Here is an 18,979-nt window from a genome sequence, read left to right on the forward strand (position 1 = left end):
GAGTAAATGTCTGAGATTCAAACAAAACCAGTTTTTCAACCAAACAAAGAGTTCGCACAAAGTGCAAGAATAAAAAACATGTGTGAGTATAAAGAGCTTCAAGAGGAAGCTATGGAGGATTATGAAGGTTTTTGGGGACGTTATGCAAAAGAAAAACTAGATTGGATTGAGCCATTTAACACTGTGATGGATGAATCGAATTTCCCATTTGTAAAATGGTTTAATGGTGGGAAGATCAATGTAGCACAGCAATGTATAGATCGTCATCTAACATCTCGCAAAAATAAAGCTGCGATTATCTTTGAGGGAGATCGTGGAGATAAGCAAATCATCACTTACCTTGAACTTTTTTATCAAGTAAATAAGTTTGCAAACCTTTTAAAAGAGGATTTTGGCGTAAAAAAAGGTGATCGTGTGGTTATTTATATGCCAATGATCCCAGAAGCTGCTTATGCGATGTTGGCATGTGCTAGAATTGGGGCAATTCACTCTATCGTATTTGGTGGTTTTTCTGCTGAGGCTTTACGTGATCGTATCGAAGATGCTGAGGCTAAAGTGGTTATTACTGCTGATGGTGCTTTTAGAAAAACTAAGCCATATATGCTAAAACCAGTTGTAGATGCTGCACTAGAAGGTAATACACCAGTTCAAAAAGTACTTGTTGTTGAGAGAAACAATGAAGATTTAGAATGGGTAGCTGGACGTGATTACTCATACAATGAACTTATCCAAACAAAATCTTCAGTTTGCGAAGCTGAGCCTATGGATAGTGAAGACCCACTGTTTTTACTTTATACATCTGGATCAACTGGAAAACCAAAAGGGGTACAACACAACCAAGCTGGTTACATCCTTTGGGCACAGATGACTATGGAGTGGGTGTTTGATGTAAAAGAGAACGATACTTACTGGTGTACAGCTGATGTTGGTTGGATTACAGGACACACTTATATCGTTTATGGTCCACTTGCAATGGGTGCGACAACTGTTATGTTTGAGGGTGTTATCACATTCCCAGATGCGGGTCGTCCATGGCAAATGGTTGAAGAGTATAAGATCAACCAGTTCTATACTGCACCAACTGCAATTAGAGTTCTTCATAAAACTGGAGAAGATGAACCAGCAAAATATGACATTTCATCTCTTAAAGTTCTTGGAACTGTTGGTGAGCCGATAGACCCTCCAGCATGGAAATGGTACTATGAAGAAGTTGGTCAAAATAAATGTGCAATCGTAGATACTTACTGGCAAACAGAAACTGGTGGGCATATAGTATCTCCACTTCCAGGTGCTACTCCTATCAAACCTGCATGTGCAACTTTACCACTTCCTGGAATTATGGGAGAAATTTTAGACCCTGAAACAGGAGTTAAAGTTGAAGTAGGCGAGAAAGGGTATATGTGTGTAACACGTCCTTGGCCATCAATGATCCGTGGTGTATGGGGTGATGCAGAGCGTTTTGTAAAATCTTATTTTGGCGATGTAAAAAAAGATGGTAAGGCAGTTTACTTTACAGGCGATGGTGCAGTTTATGATGAGGATGGTTATATCACGATCACTGGGCGTACAGATGATGTTATCAATGTTTCCGGTCACAGAATGGGTACAGCTGAAGTTGAAGCTGCAATCAAAAAACACTGGAATGTTGCAGAGGTTGCTGTTGTTGGAAAACCACATGAGATCAAAGGTGAAGGTATCTTTGCTTATGTAGTTTTAAAATCGGACAACGGTGTAGCTGATGAGCTTGAAGAGATGAAAATCATCAACAACCACATCAAACAAGAGATCGGAAACATCGCTGTATGTGATGAGATCGTGTTTGCTCCGGGACTTCCAAAAACTCGTTCTGGAAAAATTATGCGTCGTATATTACGTGCTATTGCAAAAGGGGAGGAGATAACTCAAGATATCTCAACACTTGAAGACCCTTCAGTTGTAGCAAAAATACAGTCTATAGTTCACTCTTGCTCACTGTAGAGTTCCTTTATCTTCTCTTGGCACTCTTGTGTCAAAAAAAGTTCCCCCTCATCGGGGAGTGACTTAAAACTATAAGATTCTCCATTTAGATCAAACTTTAAAATATACGCGTGTAAATATCCTCGATCTAGCTCTTTTGCATCTTCTACAGCCGCATATCTCATATCTCCAGCTATGGGTGAGCCAACAGATTTTAAAGCTACTCTAATCTGATGTGTTTTACCTGTGTATGGTTTTACTAAAAAAAGTATAGCTCCACTACTTAAAGGTTTTGAGATAAATCGTGTTATAGCAGGATTTTGTTTTGTGCGAAGCAGTTTCCAGCTTCCACGTCTTGACTTTGCCATATCGCCTACAATTTTTCCCATCTTTTTCTTTGGTTTTCTAAGGCTTAGTGCTAGGTAATGTTTCTCGATTTTCCGTGATTCAAAAAGTTCTAAAAAGTCATTTGCAACTTTGCTACTTTTTGCAAGTATGACAAGTCCAGAGGTCATTTTATCTAGTCGATGAACAGGATAGAGCTTACACTTTAGCATATCTGAGGCTAACACCACAAAACCCGCTTCATCTTCTGAGTGAAAGTTCATTCCCGCTGGTTTTGTGACAATTGCAAAGTCGTTATTTTCAAAAATCAATTTCATTTCGATATTATAGTCCAAAGTGGTATAATTTCATAAAATTTACGAAGATGAGAAGATTTATGGAATTATGTGTAGCACTTGACCTCCCAACTAAAGAGGAAAATTTAGCACTTGTTGAAAAGATAAAAAACTACAATGTTTGGCTCAAAGTTGGACTTCGTACTTATATCCGCGATGGGGAAGAGTTTTTAAAAGCACTCAAATCGATCAACCCAGATTTTAAAATATTTCTCGATCTAAAACTTTACGACATCCCAAACACTATGGCAGATGCTGCTGAGTCGATCATGGGACTTGGAGTTGATATGTTTAACGTTCATGCAAGTGCAGGGCGTCGTGCTATGAAAGAGGTTATGGATAGACTTGTCGGCTATGAAAAACGTCCGATTGTCCTTGCTGTAACGGCACTTACATCATTTGCAGAAGATGAGTTTACAGCGGTATATGAAAGCTCTATAGCAACAAAAGCCGATCAGTTTGCAAAAGATGCTCATGAGTGTGGGCTTGATGGTGTTGTGTGTTCAGCTTTTGAGAGTGAGTCGATCAAAAACATCACATCAAAAGAGTTTATGACTTTAACACCAGGTATTCGCCCATTTGGCGAAGATGCTGGAGATCAACAACGTGTTGCAGATGTAGCTTATGCACAAGGTGTTGGAGTTGATTTTATAGTAGTAGGACGCCCTATATATAAAGCGCAAAATCCCGCTGAAGTAGTAGAGAAAATTTTAGAACAATTTTAATGGGAAAAAGCCCATATTTTAAGCAAAGTATTATATAAACCTTATTATAATTGCAACCTCCGATGGATAGATGGGTGAGTTGGCTGAAACCACATCCCTGCTAAGGATGCGAATGGGTAACTGTTCCGAGGGTTCGAATCCCTCTCTGTCCACCACGAGACGCCTATTTTTGGCTTTCAAGTACTTTTAAAAGATAAAGAAAAATCCCTCTACTTACCCTTTGTTGTAATATTTGACAACTTTTTTGGCTAACGCCTCGATATACTTTAATTGCAATCTTCGTTGTTATCCCTTATGACGGGGCTTTTGGAACTACGCAACTATATTTCCAGCTAAATGTAAGTCCAGAAGAGACATTTACTAGAGAAGTGTATAATAACATTGCGAGTACCATTAAACCACTAGTATAATGAAAAGCTTCACAAAAATGGTTGTAATAATACAACCTTTTATGATATACTTATACTAACAGAAATTCTGTATTGTAAAACCATCGGAGTTCGTTTCGGACGTAAGGCAAAGGGTAGTTTAACTAAGCACTAGCTAACAACCGTAAAATGTAGCAGTTTTTGGTCTGCTACGCTTCATACATTGTTTTCAATCTCAATATCTTATCTTTACTTATATTCATTTTTACAATCTTTACATCTATGTTTGAGTTTCTTTTTGTAAAAACAAAACATGGGATATTTTTACCAGTTGGTTTATCTCTAGTAGTACTTTTTTCAATCTTTGCAAATTTTTCAAGATAACGGGGAATTTCACAAATGTGCATAACCTCATCGCCATGCTCTTTTTTAATGTGTCTTATTTCATCACTATGAATTACGCACGTATAGTTCTCTAAGTTAACATAAATCTTTTTTTTAATTTTTGTGATAGTATGAGCAGAGATAGGAAAGCTTATAAAATCTGAATACTGTTTATCTTCCAAAGATATTTTAACTAAAGCACATATTTGGTCGTGTAACGTATCCATCAATTAAAATAGTATCCTCATAATTTTTTTAGTATTATATCAGAACACAAAGGTAAGTTTTTTAGAATTTCTCTCTGTCCATCACTTCAACAATAATAATTCCAAAATAATTCAATAGACACAGATTAGATTTTATAAAAGATAAGTTAAAAAGAAAGTTTGTATGTGTAGAGTGTGCAAGAAGTACCCTAGTGTCGTATAAGTGAAAAACACTAAAGTACTAGATGTTTTGGACTATTCCCATATAATTTCCTCGATGTAGTCAGTACTTGCTTCTAGGCAATCATATTCTAGGTTATACTCTAAGTGCTCTACGTCACATTCATCAAAATGGTGAAGATAATGATTTACTCTTTCATCCTCAAACTCAACTAAGTTATACTCTTCAGTAGTATTTGTATACATTTTTCATTCCTTTTGTTGTGATGAAAAATATAATACATAAAATGTTCCATTAGAAATACTGTTTATAAAAACTGTATCCCCCTTTACCTGATTCTTTCATAGTGTAGAGTGCTAGATCAGCGTTTTTTAGGAGTGTTTGTACATTTTCATTGTTGTGCTCGTAGATAGCTATACCTATCGATGTAGTTACATTGATTGAGAGTTTTTTGACTATATAGGTCTCATTGATAATCTCTACAAGTTTATTGGCAATATCTTTTACATCTTCTTTACTATTAAGATTTTCCAAAATAACAAGAAATTCATCACCGCCAAGTCGGGCAACAGTATCTGTTTGTCGTAGAGTTTGAGAGAGTCTTTTACTTACTTGTCGTAAAACTTCATCACCTACATCATGACCATGAGTATCGTTGACCTCTTTAAAGCCATCAAGATCAAGTGCAAGTAGAGCCATCTCCTTGCGTACTCTTTGCGCCCGTTTTGTTGCAAGTTCCATTATCTCATCGATAACCAAACGATTTTTTAAACCAGTAAGGGGGTCTGTACGAGCTAGTTTTTGAAGTTCTAGGATCACATTTTCACGCTCTTTTTCTATACGTGTATAGTTAATGAGCAATATACCGATCGTCCAGCCAGTAGATGCTGTCATGATGACTATATAGGTGATAGCATAGATATTTCCCTCGTGCAAGTAAGCTGATATAGTATCGTGGAACATACTCATATCTTCAAAGACAGAGTAGGTATTTCTAAAGAGCATATAGATACTAACAAGCCCAAAACTTATACCAGTAATTGTGATAGGGGAAAGAGGTTCTTTATTAGACCTTTTAAGAAATAAAAAGGCAAGGTATAGGTACTGGACGATGATAGTACTAGAGACTACCAACACTCGCTCTTTAAGACTTGGTTCATAGTATGTAGCATGAATGAGGAGTACTACTACTAAGGATAACGCAATATCTTCAAACCATCTGTTATACTTGAGCTTAAACACAACAAAAGAACCTCGAATGAGTAAAAAACTTCCTGCTATACCTATAGTATTTCCTGCAACTAAAGAGACAAAATCAGGGATCGATCCACGTAGACCAACAAGAGCAAAAGAGATGCTTATAAATAGGTTTCCTAGTGCATATAAACCTAAATCCGTTTGCTTTTTGTGTTTTATCCAAAATATAGCTAGTACAAGTGCATTGGTCGCCAAGATTGATGTACAGGCAAAAGAGAGAGAACGAATATCTAGTTCCATTGATAATACCTTAGATTATTTATGTTGGTAATGCGAATTTTTGTGTGATTAATTCACCTTCATCATTAAAGTAAAGGTAGTAAAGCATATCTTTTTTTACGTTAAGCCCTGCTAAATATCGTAAAGCTAGATTTGCTTGAAGTGAAGCTATGTGCATAACGATCGGAGCTGCTATACCAGCTGGAGTTTTTTTGATGATCTTAAATGCATCGGAAAATGAAGACTTATCAATGAAACAAACTTGACCGTGAAACGCTTCAACACTTCCGTAAACCCAAGCAAGGTTTTTCTCTTTTGCGTAAGCGTTGATCTCAGCGCGTGTCGGTAAGTTGTCTGTAGCATCAATGATGAGATCAACTTCTATGTTTTTTGCAGTCCATCCTGCAAAGTCGCAATTATGTGCAATCGCTTTTGTGTAAGGGCATCTTTGTTCTATGATTTGTGCGTTGATCTCGGCTTTGTTTTTACCTTCATCACCAGTTTTAAAAGCGATCTGCCTATGGATGTTATGCAGACTTACTTCATCAAAGTCGATCATGTGGATTTCTCCAATCCCAGTAGCTCCAAGTGCAAATGCTAAAGAGGAACCAAGTCCACCTGAGCCAATAATCACTATGCGTTTAGATTGTAAGCTTTTTTGTATATCTTCGCCCCAAAGTTGCACTTGGCGGTGGAAATATTTCATCATAATGTAGCCTTTATTTTTTCGATAAAAAAAGTGATTATATCATAAAAAGTTATATAACTTTTTCTCGTTTTTTTACAGCGTCTCGAAAGCCCCACGCTTTTCGAGCCTGTACAACCTCTTTGTGAGAGAGCTCAACAAGCATAAGTTCCTCTTTATTTCCTAAGTGAGAGATGATCTCACCATCTGGTGAAGCAAGTACAGAATCACCGTAAAATTTCCAGCTGTATTCATCTTCTATATACTCACCGATTCTATTTGCACGTAGAACATAGCAGTTGTGAACAAACGCTCTTGTTTGGATGAGGGCTTTCCATCGTTCATACGACTCAAAAGTTGAAACACTTGGCATCAAAACACAGTCCACATTTTTGTTTTTTATTTTTGTAAATATCTCATCAAAATGAAGCTCAAAGCCGCTAATAACTGCAAATTTAAGGTTTTTTATTTTAAAGATTAGAGGTGTTTTTATAGCCTCTCTCTCATTTGCAAAAAATTTCTCTTCATTCCAATGTGCATAATTGATAAGGATTTGTTGTTGATAATATGAAGTAGAATTAGGTGCAAATTTTGCAATGGTTTTATAGGGCTGTTTTTTCTTTACTATAACTATAGGAGCGATGATAGTCATATCGTAAGTACTGGCAAGGTCTTTAAGTATCTTTATCTGTCCATTCGATTGCTCTTTTATCATAGCGATCGACATAGACTGTAACTCTTTAAAAAAAGGGTTAAGGATATACTCCCCCAAAAGAAGTAGTTTTACACCATTTTTATTGGCAATTCGGACATAATTGAGCAGTTTTGTAGAACTTAACCCTTGCGAACTTAGTTGTAAAACAGCTGCTTTCATTCTAGACCTCTTTCATAGCCTCTGAATTTTCTTCAGTAATCTATACAAGTTTATAATCAAGGCAGATGTCCTTTAGCATAGTGATCTATGCTGAAGGTTATCTAATGCAGAGTATACTCTTGTATAGATTACCCAAAGGGAGGGTTAAAAAAAATCAACCTTGCACAAAAATTTTCATCAGTATAGTTAACTATACTTCAAAAAATATTTTGCACAATTTTAACTTTTTTTAGCCCTCTGAAGTATATTCAGAGGCTATGAAAGAGGTCTCTTGATCTCGTTGATCTTAATCTGTGCTTCTTCAAGTATTTTTTGCGCTTCTTGAAGCTCTTTCATACCAGCTTCGTACTCTTTTACACTCTCTTCTAAAGTGATCTCAGGATTCATCAATTTTTCAAGTGTTTTTTTTGCATTTTCGAGTTTGAGTTCAAAGTTTGTTGTATCTTTAGCCATTTAAAACCTCTTTTATATAGTTGTCAAATTTACTGAGTTCAACTAAGAAAGCATCATGTCCATAGTCACTATTAATACAAAGATAGTCATAGTTCTCTTTGCCAAGTTTCGCCATCTCGTCTGCAATCTCTTTCATCTCAAAATCTTTAAAAAGCAAGTCATTTTTAAAGCTGATAAGATGTAGTGAAGCATTGACCTTAGCGAGTGCATCTGAAAGCGAATCAAATCCGCGAGAGAGATCGTAAATGTTGATCGCTTTTGTGATGTAAAGGTATGAAAGCGGATCGAACCATTTTGTAAAGTTATAACCATTGTACTCTAAGTAAGACTCCACTTGAAACTTCCCAAAAAGCTCATACAAACCGTCAGTTCGTTTATATTCACGACCAAATTTTGATTGCATAGATTCAGGCGATAAAAAGCTTATATGTCCAGCCATACGACCAATCGCCATACCACTTAAGCCTTGCTCTTTGATCACTTCTGGATCATAGTAACCTTGTTGAAATTCTGGGTCTTTTAAGATCGCTTCTTGCGCTACTTTATTGAACGCTATAGCCCACGGTTGTGTCGCGTATGTTGTAGCAAGTGCTATCACTTTGTTGGCAAAGTTAGGGTAGTGGATAGCAAACTGTAAGGCTTGCATACCACCCATACTTCCACCGATAATAGCCTCAACTCTGTGAATGTCAAGACGATCAAAAAGAATACGTTGTGCTTTTACCATATCTTTTATGCTGATAACTGGAAACTTGTAACGGTACGCTTCATGATGTGGATGTTGTGTGCTAATTGGTCCAGTAGAACCAAAACAGCTACCGATCACGTTTGAGCAGATCACGAAGTATTTGTTTGTATCGATTGCTTTATTTGAACCAATAAGTCCATCCCACCAACCAGCTTTACTCTCGCCTTCGTAAATCCCTGCTGCGTGGTGTGAACCAGTTAGAGCATGACAAACTACTATTACATTGCTTTTATCTTCGTTGAGAGTTCCATATGTTTCGTAAGTGATGTCATACGGCTCTAAGATACGACCACTCTCTAGGTACAGAGGGTTAGTAAAATGCTCAGTATATGTTTGTAGGTTTAAATTCATTGTGTAATTCTAGCAAAACTCACTTAAGGATTTCTCATTACGCATCTAAGGCTTGTTTCATATCTGCAATAAGATCATTTATACTTTCTAGTCCACAACTAATGCGAATCAATCCAGCAGGAACTCCACATGCTTTTAGTTCCTCTTCATTTAACTGTTGATGTGTCGTTGAAGCAGGGTGGGTAATGATTGATTTACTATCACCTATATTTACAACTAATGAGTAAAGTTCTGTAGCATTTACAATCTTTTCAGCTTCTTCCATTGACTCTACTTCAAAACTAAGTAATCCACTTGAAAGTCCATCTTTAAAATATTTTTGTGCCATTTTATAATTTAAATTACTTGTAAGTCCTGGGTAATTCACTTTTTTTACTTTTGGATGTGATTCTAAAAATTCTGCTAATTTTTGCGCATTATTTGAGTGCTCTTTCATTCTAAGTGAGAGCGTTTCCATCCCTTGAATAAATAACCATGAGTTAAATGGCGAAGAAACAGCACCAAGATCACGAAGTAGTGAAAGTCTTGCACGCAGTGAAAATGGTGGTAAACCAACCTCTGTATAAACAAGACCATGATACGATTCATCAGGCTCATTAAAATGGTAATAACGAGGATTGTTTTTTAATTTTGTAGAGATATTATGGCGCTCAACCATAATCCCACCAATCGCTAAACCTTGCCCTGTTGTGTATTTTGAAGCACTATGTACGACAATATCTACACCATGTTTTAATGGATTGCACAAAATAGGAGTTGCTACTGTATTGTCAACGACTGTTAAGATGTTGTGTTTGTTAGCAATAGCCACAATCGCATCAATATCAGCTACATCAATGCTTGGATTTGTAAGTGACTCAAAGAAGATAACTTTTGTTTTTTCATCTACAAGTGCTTCGATCTCATCTGGATTATGAACATTAAAAAAACGTGCCTCAATCCCAAAACGCTTCAATGTATGAGCGGTTTGTGTTAAACTCCCACCGTAGAGTTGCGCAGCACATATGATGTTATCACCTGCTTCAGCAGCATTTGCAATAGCATAAAAAATAGCACTCATACCGCTCGATGTTGCAATGGCAGCAGCACCGCCTTCTAGCTCAGCAAAACGTTTTTCAAATACATCTGTAGTAGGGTTATTAAGTCTTGTATAGATATTTCCTAACTCTTTAAGTGCAAACAGATTTGCAGCATGTGCAACATTATGAAACTCATATGCAGTTGTTTGGTAAATTGGAACTGCCATAGTCCCTTGAGAATCTTTTTCATACCCTGAGTGTAGGGCAATTGTTTGTATATCCATAAAAATCCTTTAATTTTTTTCTGTATGTTCTTGTTTGAGGTTGCTTAAAAACTCGAGCATTCTTTCTTGGTAATGAATAGTATCTTCATCTCTTGATAAAAGCGTAAGTGATTTGAGTGCTTTAATATCTATTTTACTCGCATATCGTGGGACTATTCGTAACTCTTGTTGTATATTTGTTACTAATCTATCTACATCTAAACTATGATCATTTTCAATTTTTTGAACTATTTCTCTTGTTGTTAGCATAAGTAAATTTGCACGATCTTCATCATGATTATAAATCTCTAAACCTATCTCTTTAACAATTATAAAGCTCTCAATCGATGCTTTTTCATTAGCAGCAATTAAAAGTGCAAATACCTTAGCACGAAACTCTAATGATCCATGATGATGGACAAATAGCTCTCTAAAAGCATTAAAAAAACGATATTTAAATTTAAAAGCTAAATTCATACATATTCCTTAGGTTATATTATACATCTAAATGGTATAATTCCAAATAAGATAAATAACGGATTTAAAAGGAAAAAAATGGGTAGAGCCTTTGAGTATAGAAAAGCATCAAAACTAAAACGTTGGGGAGCAATGTCAAAACTGTTTCCTAAACTTGGAAAAGTTATTACGATGGCGGCAAAAGAGGGCGGGGCTGATCCTGATTTAAATCCAAAACTTCGTACAGCTATACTAAATGCTAAAGCTGAAAATATGCCAAAAGACAATATTGAAGCAGCGATTAAACGCGCAAGTGCAAAAGATCTTGCAGATATGAAAGAGGTAAACTTTGAAGGGAAAGCTCCTCATGGTGTTTTACTTTTCATAGAATGTGCAACAGATAACAATACAAGAACAGTCGCTAATGTAAAATCTATCCTCAATAAAAACAATGGTGAGATGCTCACGAATGGTTCATTAGAATTTATGTTTTCACGTAAAGCAATTTTTGAATTTTCTTTAAATGAAGATATGGATTTAGAAGAGCTAGAACTTGAACTTATCGATGCAGGTCTTGAAGAGATTGAAGCAGAAGAGGGTGTAGTCCTTGTAACAGGTGATTACACAAGTTTTGGAACTTTAAATGAAGCACTTGAGGGCATGGGGGTTGAAATTACCAAAGCTACGCTAGAGCGAATGGCAAATACTCCAGTTGAAATCTCTGAAGAGCAACAAGCTGATATTGACAAAATTTTAGAGCGTCTTGAAGATGATGAAGATGTACAAAAAGTATATACAAATATAGGATAATGCAGTATATACAAGAGCATTATACTTGCACATTAGAGGTGAAGCAATCAAAATTTATTGCTCACCTAATCCCCTATGAACTCTATGAAACTACACTCGAACAATTAAAACAAGAACATCCAAAAGCAAGACATTTTGTAACTGCATTTCGTCATTTTAATGAGTTTGATCAAATAGTTGAACATTCAAGTGATGATGGTGAACCAAAAGGTACATCTGGAAAACCATCTTTAATGGTTTTACAAGGTCAAGAACTTATAAATATAGCTGTAATTATTGTACGCTATTTTGGAGGTACAAAACTAGGTACTGGTGGTTTAGTGAGGGCTTATAGTGATGCAGTAAATCAAGTAATTAATGAAGCTAAATTGTTTAAGTATGAAAAAGAGTTTATGCAAAAAGTATCGGTCGCTTATGCAGATGTAAGACTTTTAGAGTATGAATGTGAAAACTTAGGCATTACAATAGTAGCAAAAACTTTTTTAACAGATGTAGAGTATATATTAAAAGCTTCCAAAGAGAGCTTGGAAACTCTCTTAAAGAAGTTAGAACGGGTGATGAAAATATTATAGTTTTTTAATGTCCCATTACGGCATTTCCCATATCCCACATAGGTAGGAAAATACCAAGAGCAAGTAAGATAACCATACCAGCGATCATAAATAACATAATAGGCTCAATTGCTTCACTCAGACCATCAATAATAGCATCAAAACGCATTTTATAATACTCTGCTACTTTTTGAACCATTGCATCTAAGGTACCACTATCTTCACCAGCACGGATCATTTGTATAATCATATTTTCAAACAATCCTGTTTCTTCAAGACCTTTATTTAAAGCTCCCCCTTTTTCAACAGTAGCCCTAACAGAGAAAAGTTTTTGTCTTAGTGGAAGGTTGTCAATCATACCAATTGATGTATCCAGTGCTTCAGCTATTGGAATACCTGCACGAACAAGTTCTGAGAATACTAATGTAAATCTACTTAGCGTCGAGAATTTGATTAAGTTTTTAATGAGATACGTTTTAAGTAAAACTTTATGCCATTTAAAGCGAATATGTTCATAGTTGTTTATCATATATTTGAATATAACTAAAGCGATAAAAAGACCAAGTAGAACGTATGGACCAAAATTATTGAAGATATACTCTAATTTTAAAAGAATTTTAGTTGGAAGTGGGAGGTCTGCGTGGAGTTTATCAAACATTGTTTTAAATTTTGGAACAACAAAAGAGATTAAAATTGTAAATGCAACAGCCATAGCAATCATAACATTTCTAGGGTATGCCATTGCTTTTTTAAATTTTATAACATTTGAGCGAATCTCTTCAAGCATGTCAGCTAGTGCATATAATGCTTCATCAAGATTACCAGTTTTTTCACCAAGTTGTATCATGGCAATTGTAAGATTTCCAACTTCAAAACGGAAATTTTGCATAGAGTTTGAAAGTGATTGCCCTGAGTTAATATCATCTGCTACTCTTGAGAACACAGTTTCTAATGCTTGGTCAGCTGTGGCATTTGCAATTTCTGTAAAAGAGTCATGAATAGAAATACCTGCATTGGTCATAACAGCAAGTTGGCGAATAGCACCAATAAGTGCATCAGGCTTTATTTTCTTTTTTCTATAGTTTTTTAGAAAGTCTGATTTGAGTCTTTTAAATTTATCTTCAAAAGGTTCTTCTGCTTCAGTAACTTTAATAATAATACCAGAAAACTTTAATTTAGCATAACTCATAGCCTCTTTTTTATCTTCTGCATATAAACCAATTTGCTCTTTTTTCCCTTGTTTTAAGACTGTTGCTTGAAAGTATTTCATTCTTTTGCCACCTTTAATACTTCTTCAATACTTGTAATTCCATCAACTGCTTTTTGGATACCGTTTTGGAAAAGATTGATAAATCCCTCTTTTTTAGCTTGTTCAAGTATAACATCTTTTGAAGCTCCTTTTGCAATCAGAGTTGAGATGTCTTCTGATACATTTAATACTTCACAGATCATTTCTCTTCCCATATATCCAGAATCATTACACTCTTTACAACCAGTACCTTTGTAAAATTTAGTACCTTCTGGCACAACACCATCGATCTCTTCTAAAACTGATGCTGAAAGTTCATCTTCAACTTTACAATGTACACAAATTTTTCTAACAAGTCTTTGTGCTTGAATAGCAACGAGTGCACCACTAATCAAATAGTGCTCAATCCCCATATCAGACATACGTGGAATTGCACTAATTGAATCATTTGTATGGAGAGTTGAGATTACCAAGTGACCAGTTAGTGCAGCTTTAATAGCAATTTCAAGTGTTTCTTGATCACGAATCTCCCCAATCATAATTTTATCAGGGTCTTGACGAAGAATTGATCGAAGCGCATCTGCAAAGCTAAGACCAACTTTTGCATTTACTTGTACTTGTTGAATCAAGTTCATTCTATACTCAACTGGATCTTCAACAGTAATTACTTTATCTTCGACATTTCTTAGCTCATTCAATGCACCATAAAGTGTTGTTGTTTTACCACTTCCTGTAGGACCAGTTACGAGTATTATTCCATAAGGAGCTTTAAGCCCTTTAATCAGTTTTTGGTAACTTGCTTGATCCATCCCTGCATCTTCAAGTCTTACTAATGCTTTTTGTTTATCTAAAACCCTCATTACAATTGATTCACCATATAAAATTGGGAGTGTAGAGATACGAAAGTCAAATTCTCTAGAACCAACTGCAGTTGAAAAACGTCCATCTTGAGGTTTACGTTTTTCTGCAATATCAAGATTCGAGAGAAGTTTTAAACGTGATGCTAATGGTGGATAGATATCTTTTTCGAAAATAAACATCTCCGAAAGTCTACCATCGACACGACCACGAACTACACAGTTTTTTTCAGTTGGTTCAATATGGATATCACTAGCACGTCCATTGATACAGGTTTTTAAAATGACATCAATAAGTTGTAAAATTGATGAAGCTTCTTGTTGCTCCTCAAGAGAACTAATAGAGTTTAACTCTTCACGAATTTTTCTAATTAATCCTTTAACACTATCTTTTAAACCAATTTTATAAAGATATGAAGAGATTTGTTTTTTTGTAGCGAGTGCAATTTTTACAATTTTTCTTGGAAAAAGTCTTTGCAGTGCTTCTTGAACTTCAATATTGAGTGGATCGTTAAGTGCGATTGTAACACTCATATCATCATGTGAAATAGGTATAGCATTATGTTTTTGCAGTTGTGTTAAAGGAACTTGTGCTGTTAACGAGTAATCCATATCAATAGAATCTAAATCAACAAACATAAGATCAAGTTCATGTGCTAATTTTTCAAGGACCACATTCTCTAGAATATAATCATAGTTATCTATAATAGAGAGATCATAAACACCATCACGGACTTGCTGTACAATAAAACGGACAAGTCGATCCATTGTCATAAAACCAGAAAGGGTAATATCACGAAGTACCAAGTTTTCACTAACACCTTTTGCAAGGAGTCTGTCAACTTGACCTTTCATAATTGCACCACTAGAAAGTAAATCGGTTGTAATTCTATCCATCGTTTAATCCATTACCAATAAATATGTCGTTTTATAAGTATAGTATCATAATACTCTTCAATTACCATTTTAGGTATCTTGTAGTCTTTTTCTAAGTAAAGTTTATAGGAGATTTTTTCATTTGATGTGTCATCAAAAATATAAAGTGTTCTTTTATTGTGTTTTCCAAGTTTTGCATAAAGTTCAAAAACTTTAGAAAGTACATAATCCGTAGTTGGAAGATTGAACTCTGATAGATCATAATCATCTAAAAGTGCATGGTATAACAGTTTTTTTTGCATGAAAATTACGGAGAAATATGCAGAGTTAGAACGGGATTCTTGTGAAAACTTTAACATTGCAATAGGAAGTGCTAATCGATCAATATAATCAGCTTTTAGGCATGAAAAAGCATATATAGATAAATACTCTTCATCTTTAGTGTATCTAGCAAAATTATCAAATCCTATATTACACGCATCTTCATATTTTTTATTTTGGAACAAATTTAATATATCTTGCTTAACACTGGCATAAATATTTAGTGATAAAAAAAGAATGAGTAATATTTTCATTGAAATTTCCCTGTCATTATGTCATCTAAAAGCAATTGCGCATTACTTGAGTGTGAATACTTAATATATTCTTTGAGGGCTTTTTTTGCTAGGTCAGGTTTACCTAGTTTTACTAATGATCTTGAAAAAATTAACCAGCTATCCTCATTATCCTTATCAAGTTGATTTGTTTTTAAAGCATAGTTATAAGATTTAGAATAATCACCTTTGGCATAATATTGTTTAGCCAAAAATAGACTCAAAGCTGGATTGTTGTTTTGTTTAAATCTTTTTTCAGCATCTTTAATATCTTCCATATTTGTTTCTTTAGCAATAACAATTTTTTTAGGTTTTTCAGAAGTTATAACGACTTCATTTTCTTCATCAGCATCAGTTTTCTGTTGAACATTTTTTTTAGGTTTTGGATCAACATAAGCTGTATTAAAAGTCTCTTCTTCTGGAATATTATGATAATAACCATCAGATGATTCTTCAATATTTTTTATAAATTCTAAAGATGGTTTTAAAACAACTTTTTTTGTTGATGTAGTTTTTTGTTCAAAATTAGTTTTGTTTAATTCTACATGAGTATCAATTACATTGGAAATTTCAGGTGTCTTTTGTGGTGCAATATTTTGCGTTATTTCTCTTTGTATATTATTATTAACTTTAACTTGTGTAAGCAACTGTTTTTGATCATTTAAAATATTAATATCTTCTTGTTCTTTATCTGAAAAATAAAGAAATGAAAAAATAGAAATAGTAGCTAAACTCAGCACAATAATTGTAGATGGAAGGAGAACAGATTTTATTTTATATCGTAACCATCGTTTTTCTAAATCACGTGTATTAAGCATCTATAAGTCCTGTATGTATTGCAGCCATCTCTATAAGTTTATGAGATACTCGATCCGTTTTGACTTCAAAAAGTTGATTGTTTTTTTCATATGTAGCGTATATATCAAAAAGAGTGTAAAGTAATTTATTGGTTTCTCTATAATTTCCATTGGTTAACGAATATATTTTATTCACTGACTTTTGAGTAAAAACATTAGCACTATCAAAGCAATTTGCTTTCATCAATTTTTTTTGAATATAAATTTTAAGTTCAACATTAGAAGCGTTTTCAAGTTCAATAGTTTCCCAAATACGAGTTTGAAAATGTTCTTTTGCTATAACATCCTCTTTTTCAGTTTTATGGAGTGTAATAACAAATTTGATAGTTCTACTATCAGAGAGTAAACGAATTTTCTCCATTAAAATTTCAGAGTAAAGCTGTGCTTCATCTAAGAGTACTACTGGTACAGTTTTTAAATCTTTAGAGTTGATAATTTTCATAAATTGAGTAAAGTTGAGTTCACCATTATACTTTGTGTCAAAAATATCTTGCGCAAGTGTTTTATAAAACTCACTCTCATCAATAATAGGTGTTTGATAGAGATAAATATTGTATGATTCAAGCAAATCTTTATAGAGCTTTGATAAAAACATACTTTTTCCAGTGCCAGGTTTTCCAAAAAGTAAGACCATTTTGAGAGGTTTTTTTATAGAGTCTTTCAAGGATTGATAAATCGTTGAAACTCTGTCTAGTTGAACATAATCTCCAACATTGACAGTATCTATAAAAACATCTCTTGATTTAGTATAGATACTATTCATATATATCTAAGTCCTAATTATTTTTCATCATTAGATGAACTGTTGTTGTTTGAACCTCTTGGAGCTGTTAATAAGTCATTACTTAAACCTTCATATCCTAGATCAGATAGAGATATATCTGGTTTATTCTTATGAATAATATGTGGTTCAATAATTATTACTAGTTCTTGAGTTTGTTTTACCATTTCTTCATACTTAAACATATAGCTAATAAGTGGAATATCTCCTAAAACAGGAACTTTATTAGATTCATTGGTGTTTTTAGTATTGATTAATCCACCAAGAATAACTCTTTTACCATCTTTTACTGTAACTACAGAAGATAATTGGCGACGATTTAAATCAGGTGGCATAGCTCTATCTGAATTATCGGTAGCAGATATATCTTGAGCTGTTTCAGAGAGTGAAGGGTTTATTTTTAATGTTATAGAATCATCATTTGAAATTTCTGGTGTAATTGTTAATAATACTCCAGCAAAAACAGATTGAATCTCTTCATCTTGAGTAGTTGCTGCTACACCACCACCAGAGCCTTGTTGATTTGTTGAAGATTGAATTTTGTAAAAATATTCAGTTCCAGATGTAATTAGAGCTGGTTGGTTATTTAGTGTTAAAACTTTTGGATTAGAAATAGAGTTTACATCTCCTTGTGTTTTTAAAAACTTTATAACTTCGTTTAAGTCAGCATTAGCTTGAAGTGTGATCATTTGTCCAATAGCTCTTGCTCCACTATAAATCCCTTCAGTAATAGTATCATCTTCATATGTCGTAACATTTTGCCAATCTCTTCTATCAAGAGCTAAATGCATATTTTGTAAAGCATATAGTTGTGACCAGTCAATACCTGTACTTTGTCCTTCACTCATGGTAACAGCTAATAGTTGCACATCAATGAGTACTTGCAGTTGTACTTTTTCTTGTAGTTTTTTAAGATAATTTTCAAAACGCTTTAGTTGTTTTTGTGTAGCGGTTACAGTGATAAGTCCTGCATTTTTATTGATAATAGGGTGTGAAGCTTCATATTTATCATGTGGTCGGTTTAGAACTTTAACAAATTCTTCGTCAAGTTGATCCCAAAACTTCACCTCATCTGTACTTTCAATTTTTATACCGCTATCAGAGGAAGAGCTATTCGTTGTTGAAGAAGTTCCAGAGTCACTTGTATTAGATGTTGATGAAGATTGGTCATTTGATGAACCAGAACTTAGTGTGATATCGGTACTACCAGTACTTTTTCTTTGCGATAAAATATAGTCAATATTAAATACTTTTGTTGTTAAGTATGAAATCTTCAATATATTATTTTCTAGTGTGTATGAAAGATTGTTTTCATTTAAAATGAGATTTAAAACTTCATCGATAGTTAGATTTTTTAGATTTGTTTTGTTGAGTTTTATGTCTAAAGATTTTTCAGCATAAGGATCAGAGACTACAATACTAAAACCACATTCATCACTTAATTGTTCAACAAAATCTATAATTTTTGTATCTTTAGCAGAACTAATACTAAAAAGCTCATAAGAACAATCAGCAAAACTACTTGTTGATAAAGTTGCAGTCAGTAAAGCTGCACAAATTGATGTTTTTATATATTTCAT

20 protein-coding genes and 1 tRNA gene are annotated in these 18,979 nt (G+C 34.3%); 5 read left to right on the forward strand and 16 right to left on the reverse strand.

What is annotated here, in order from left to right:
• Positions 1-6: 6 nt before the first annotated feature.
• Entirely contained in the window at positions 7-1,977 is a 1,971-nt protein-coding gene (gene acs / locus ACQY56_RS06620) for an acetate--CoA ligase (RefSeq protein WP_428737135.1), read from the forward strand.
• Here acs and ACQY56_RS06625 read toward each other — a convergent pair.
• Positions 1,959-2,618, reverse strand: a complete 660-nt coding sequence (locus tag ACQY56_RS06625; RefSeq protein WP_428737136.1) for a TIGR01621 family pseudouridine synthase — start codon at positions 2,616-2,618, stop codon at positions 1,959-1,961. The two genes, acs and ACQY56_RS06625, sit on opposite strands and share 19 nt — an antisense overlap.
• Positions 2,619-2,677: 59 nt before the next feature.
• Here ACQY56_RS06625 and pyrF point away from each other — a divergent pair, with 59 nt between their 5' ends.
• Together pyrF and ACQY56_RS06635 are read left to right on the forward strand one after the other, a co-directional pair.
• On the forward strand, positions 2,678-3,361 hold the full coding sequence (gene pyrF / locus ACQY56_RS06630; RefSeq protein WP_428737321.1) for an orotidine-5'-phosphate decarboxylase: 684 nt from the start codon (positions 2,678-2,680) through the stop codon (positions 3,359-3,361).
• 64 nt (positions 3,362-3,425) lie between these two features.
• Positions 3,426-3,516, forward strand: a tRNA-Ser gene (locus ACQY56_RS06635).
• A gap of 422 nt (positions 3,517-3,938) precedes the next feature.
• On the opposite strand, the gene ACQY56_RS06640 is transcribed toward ACQY56_RS06635, so the two are convergent.
• The 9 genes from ACQY56_RS06640 to ACQY56_RS06680 all read right to left on the reverse strand — a co-directional run bounded on the left by ACQY56_RS06640 (position 3,939) and on the right by ACQY56_RS06680 (position 10,846).
• Complete coding sequence (locus ACQY56_RS06640; protein WP_428737137.1) at positions 3,939-4,340, reverse strand: hypothetical protein; 402 nt, start codon at positions 4,338-4,340, stop codon at positions 3,939-3,941.
• Between the two features lie 234 nt (positions 4,341-4,574).
• Entirely contained in the window at positions 4,575-4,745 is a 171-nt protein-coding gene (locus ACQY56_RS06645; protein WP_428737138.1) for a hypothetical protein, read from the reverse strand.
• 49 nt (positions 4,746-4,794) lie between these two features.
• Entirely contained in the window at positions 4,795-5,997 is a 1,203-nt protein-coding gene (locus tag ACQY56_RS06650) for a diguanylate cyclase domain-containing protein (protein ID WP_428737139.1), read from the reverse strand.
• Positions 5,998-6,016: 19 nt separating this feature from the next.
• Positions 6,017-6,685 (reverse strand): HesA/MoeB/ThiF family protein, encoded by a 669-nt coding sequence (locus ACQY56_RS06655; protein WP_428737140.1) that lies wholly within the window; start codon positions 6,683-6,685, stop codon positions 6,017-6,019.
• Positions 6,686-6,734: 49 nt separating this feature from the next.
• A complete protein-coding gene (locus ACQY56_RS06660; protein WP_428737141.1) occupies positions 6,735-7,535 on the reverse strand; it encodes a carbon-nitrogen hydrolase family protein in 801 nt (266 codons plus the stop codon).
• Positions 7,536-7,790: 255 nt separating this feature from the next.
• A complete protein-coding gene (gene xseB / locus ACQY56_RS06665; RefSeq protein WP_428737142.1) occupies positions 7,791-7,988 on the reverse strand; it encodes an exodeoxyribonuclease VII small subunit in 198 nt (65 codons plus the stop codon).
• Positions 7,981-9,087, reverse strand: coding sequence for a homoserine O-acetyltransferase MetX (gene metX / locus ACQY56_RS06670; RefSeq protein ID WP_428737143.1), 1,107 nt, complete (start codon positions 9,085-9,087; stop codon positions 7,981-7,983). The genes xseB and metX overlap by 8 nt, the downstream gene beginning before the upstream one ends.
• A gap of 37 nt (positions 9,088-9,124) precedes the next feature.
• Positions 9,125-10,390, reverse strand: a complete 1,266-nt coding sequence (locus tag ACQY56_RS06675; protein ID WP_428737144.1) for an O-acetylhomoserine aminocarboxypropyltransferase/cysteine synthase family protein — start codon at positions 10,388-10,390, stop codon at positions 9,125-9,127.
• 9 nt (positions 10,391-10,399) lie between these two features.
• A complete protein-coding gene (locus ACQY56_RS06680) occupies positions 10,400-10,846 on the reverse strand; it encodes a hypothetical protein (protein WP_428737145.1) in 447 nt (148 codons plus the stop codon).
• Between the two features lie 78 nt (positions 10,847-10,924).
• On the opposite strand from ACQY56_RS06680, the gene ACQY56_RS06685 reads away from it, so the two are divergent.
• Positions 10,925-11,635 carry a YebC/PmpR family DNA-binding transcriptional regulator gene (locus tag ACQY56_RS06685; RefSeq protein ID WP_428737146.1) on the forward strand — a complete coding sequence of 237 codons (711 nt, stop codon included), beginning with the start codon at positions 10,925-10,927 and terminating at the stop codon, positions 11,633-11,635.
• A complete protein-coding gene (locus tag ACQY56_RS06690) occupies positions 11,635-12,207 on the forward strand; it encodes a YigZ family protein (protein WP_428737147.1) in 573 nt (190 codons plus the stop codon). The genes ACQY56_RS06685 and ACQY56_RS06690 overlap by 1 nt, the downstream gene beginning before the upstream one ends.
• A 4-nt stretch (positions 12,208-12,211) precedes the next feature.
• Here ACQY56_RS06690 and ACQY56_RS06695 read toward each other — a convergent pair whose 3' ends face one another.
• From ACQY56_RS06695 to mshL, 6 genes are read right to left on the reverse strand one after another with little or no spacing between them, the layout of a single operon-like run.
• Positions 12,212-13,456, reverse strand: coding sequence for a type II secretion system F family protein (locus ACQY56_RS06695; protein WP_428737148.1), 1,245 nt, complete (start codon positions 13,454-13,456; stop codon positions 12,212-12,214).
• On the reverse strand, positions 13,453-15,189 hold the full coding sequence (locus tag ACQY56_RS06700; protein ID WP_428737149.1) for a GspE/PulE family protein: 1,737 nt from the start codon (positions 15,187-15,189) through the stop codon (positions 13,453-13,455). Before ACQY56_RS06700 ends, ACQY56_RS06695 begins: the two co-directional genes overlap by 4 nt.
• An 11-nt stretch (positions 15,190-15,200) precedes the next feature.
• Positions 15,201-15,743, reverse strand: coding sequence for a hypothetical protein (locus ACQY56_RS06705; protein WP_428737150.1), 543 nt, complete (start codon positions 15,741-15,743; stop codon positions 15,201-15,203).
• Positions 15,740-16,579 carry a tetratricopeptide repeat protein gene (locus ACQY56_RS06710; RefSeq protein WP_428737151.1) on the reverse strand — a complete coding sequence of 280 codons (840 nt, stop codon included), beginning with the start codon at positions 16,577-16,579 and terminating at the stop codon, positions 15,740-15,742. Before ACQY56_RS06710 ends, ACQY56_RS06705 begins: the two co-directional genes overlap by 4 nt.
• The gene (locus ACQY56_RS06715; RefSeq protein WP_428737152.1) at positions 16,572-17,381 is read right to left on the reverse strand and encodes an AAA family ATPase; all 810 of its coding nucleotides are present in this window, start codon (positions 17,379-17,381) and stop codon (positions 16,572-16,574) included. Before ACQY56_RS06715 ends, ACQY56_RS06710 begins: the two co-directional genes overlap by 8 nt.
• A gap of 17 nt (positions 17,382-17,398) precedes the next feature.
• Positions 17,399-18,979 carry a pilus (MSHA type) biogenesis protein MshL gene (mshL, locus tag ACQY56_RS06720; protein WP_428739616.1) on the reverse strand — a complete coding sequence of 527 codons (1,581 nt, stop codon included), beginning with the start codon at positions 18,977-18,979 and terminating at the stop codon, positions 17,399-17,401.

The organism is Sulfurimonas sp. (genome assembly GCF_050296975.1).
Classification (GTDB): domain Bacteria; phylum Campylobacterota; class Campylobacteria; order Campylobacterales; family Sulfurimonadaceae; genus Sulfurimonas.

Excerpts from the sequence above, each read along its gene's own strand:
- ACQY56_RS06640 (WP_428737137.1), bottom strand. The coding sequence starts at position 4,340 with ATGGATACGTTACACGACCAAATATGTGCTTTAGTTAAAATATCTTTG.
- ACQY56_RS06645 (WP_428737138.1), bottom strand. The coding sequence starts at position 4,745 with ATGTATACAAATACTACTGAAGAGTATAACTTAGTTGAGTTTGAGGAT.
- xseB (WP_428737142.1), bottom strand. The coding sequence starts at position 7,988 with ATGGCTAAAGATACAACAAACTTTGAACTCAAACTCGAAAATGCAAAA.
- metX (WP_428737143.1), bottom strand. The coding sequence starts at position 9,087 with ATGAATTTAAACCTACAAACATATACTGAGCATTTTACTAACCCTCTG.
- ACQY56_RS06715 (WP_428737152.1), bottom strand. The coding sequence starts at position 17,381 with ATGAATAGTATCTATACTAAATCAAGAGATGTTTTTATAGATACTGTC.
- mshL (WP_428739616.1), bottom strand. The coding sequence starts at position 18,979 with ATGAAATATATAAAAACATCAATTTGTGCAGCTTTACTGACTGCAACT.
- ACQY56_RS06685 (WP_428737146.1), top strand. The coding sequence starts at position 10,925 with ATGGGTAGAGCCTTTGAGTATAGAAAAGCATCAAAACTAAAACGTTGG.
- ACQY56_RS06655 (WP_428737140.1), bottom strand. The coding sequence starts at position 6,685 with ATGATGAAATATTTCCACCGCCAAGTGCAACTTTGGGGCGAAGATATA.
- ACQY56_RS06650 (WP_428737139.1), bottom strand. The coding sequence starts at position 5,997 with ATGGAACTAGATATTCGTTCTCTCTCTTTTGCCTGTACATCAATCTTG.
- ACQY56_RS06625 (WP_428737136.1), bottom strand. The coding sequence starts at position 2,618 with ATGAAATTGATTTTTGAAAATAACGACTTTGCAATTGTCACAAAACCA.
- ACQY56_RS06675 (WP_428737144.1), bottom strand. The coding sequence starts at position 10,390 with ATGGATATACAAACAATTGCCCTACACTCAGGGTATGAAAAAGATTCT.
- ACQY56_RS06660 (WP_428737141.1), bottom strand. The coding sequence starts at position 7,535 with ATGAAAGCAGCTGTTTTACAACTAAGTTCGCAAGGGTTAAGTTCTACA.
- ACQY56_RS06700 (WP_428737149.1), bottom strand. The coding sequence starts at position 15,189 with ATGGATAGAATTACAACCGATTTACTTTCTAGTGGTGCAATTATGAAA.
- ACQY56_RS06695 (WP_428737148.1), bottom strand. The coding sequence starts at position 13,456 with ATGAAATACTTTCAAGCAACAGTCTTAAAACAAGGGAAAAAAGAGCAA.
- ACQY56_RS06680 (WP_428737145.1), bottom strand. The coding sequence starts at position 10,846 with ATGAATTTAGCTTTTAAATTTAAATATCGTTTTTTTAATGCTTTTAGA.
- pyrF (WP_428737321.1), top strand. The coding sequence starts at position 2,678 with ATGGAATTATGTGTAGCACTTGACCTCCCAACTAAAGAGGAAAATTTA.
- acs (WP_428737135.1), top strand. The coding sequence starts at position 7 with ATGTCTGAGATTCAAACAAAACCAGTTTTTCAACCAAACAAAGAGTTC.
- ACQY56_RS06690 (WP_428737147.1), top strand. The coding sequence starts at position 11,635 with ATGCAGTATATACAAGAGCATTATACTTGCACATTAGAGGTGAAGCAA.
- ACQY56_RS06705 (WP_428737150.1), bottom strand. The coding sequence starts at position 15,743 with ATGAAAATATTACTCATTCTTTTTTTATCACTAAATATTTATGCCAGT.
- ACQY56_RS06710 (WP_428737151.1), bottom strand. The coding sequence starts at position 16,579 with ATGCTTAATACACGTGATTTAGAAAAACGATGGTTACGATATAAAATA.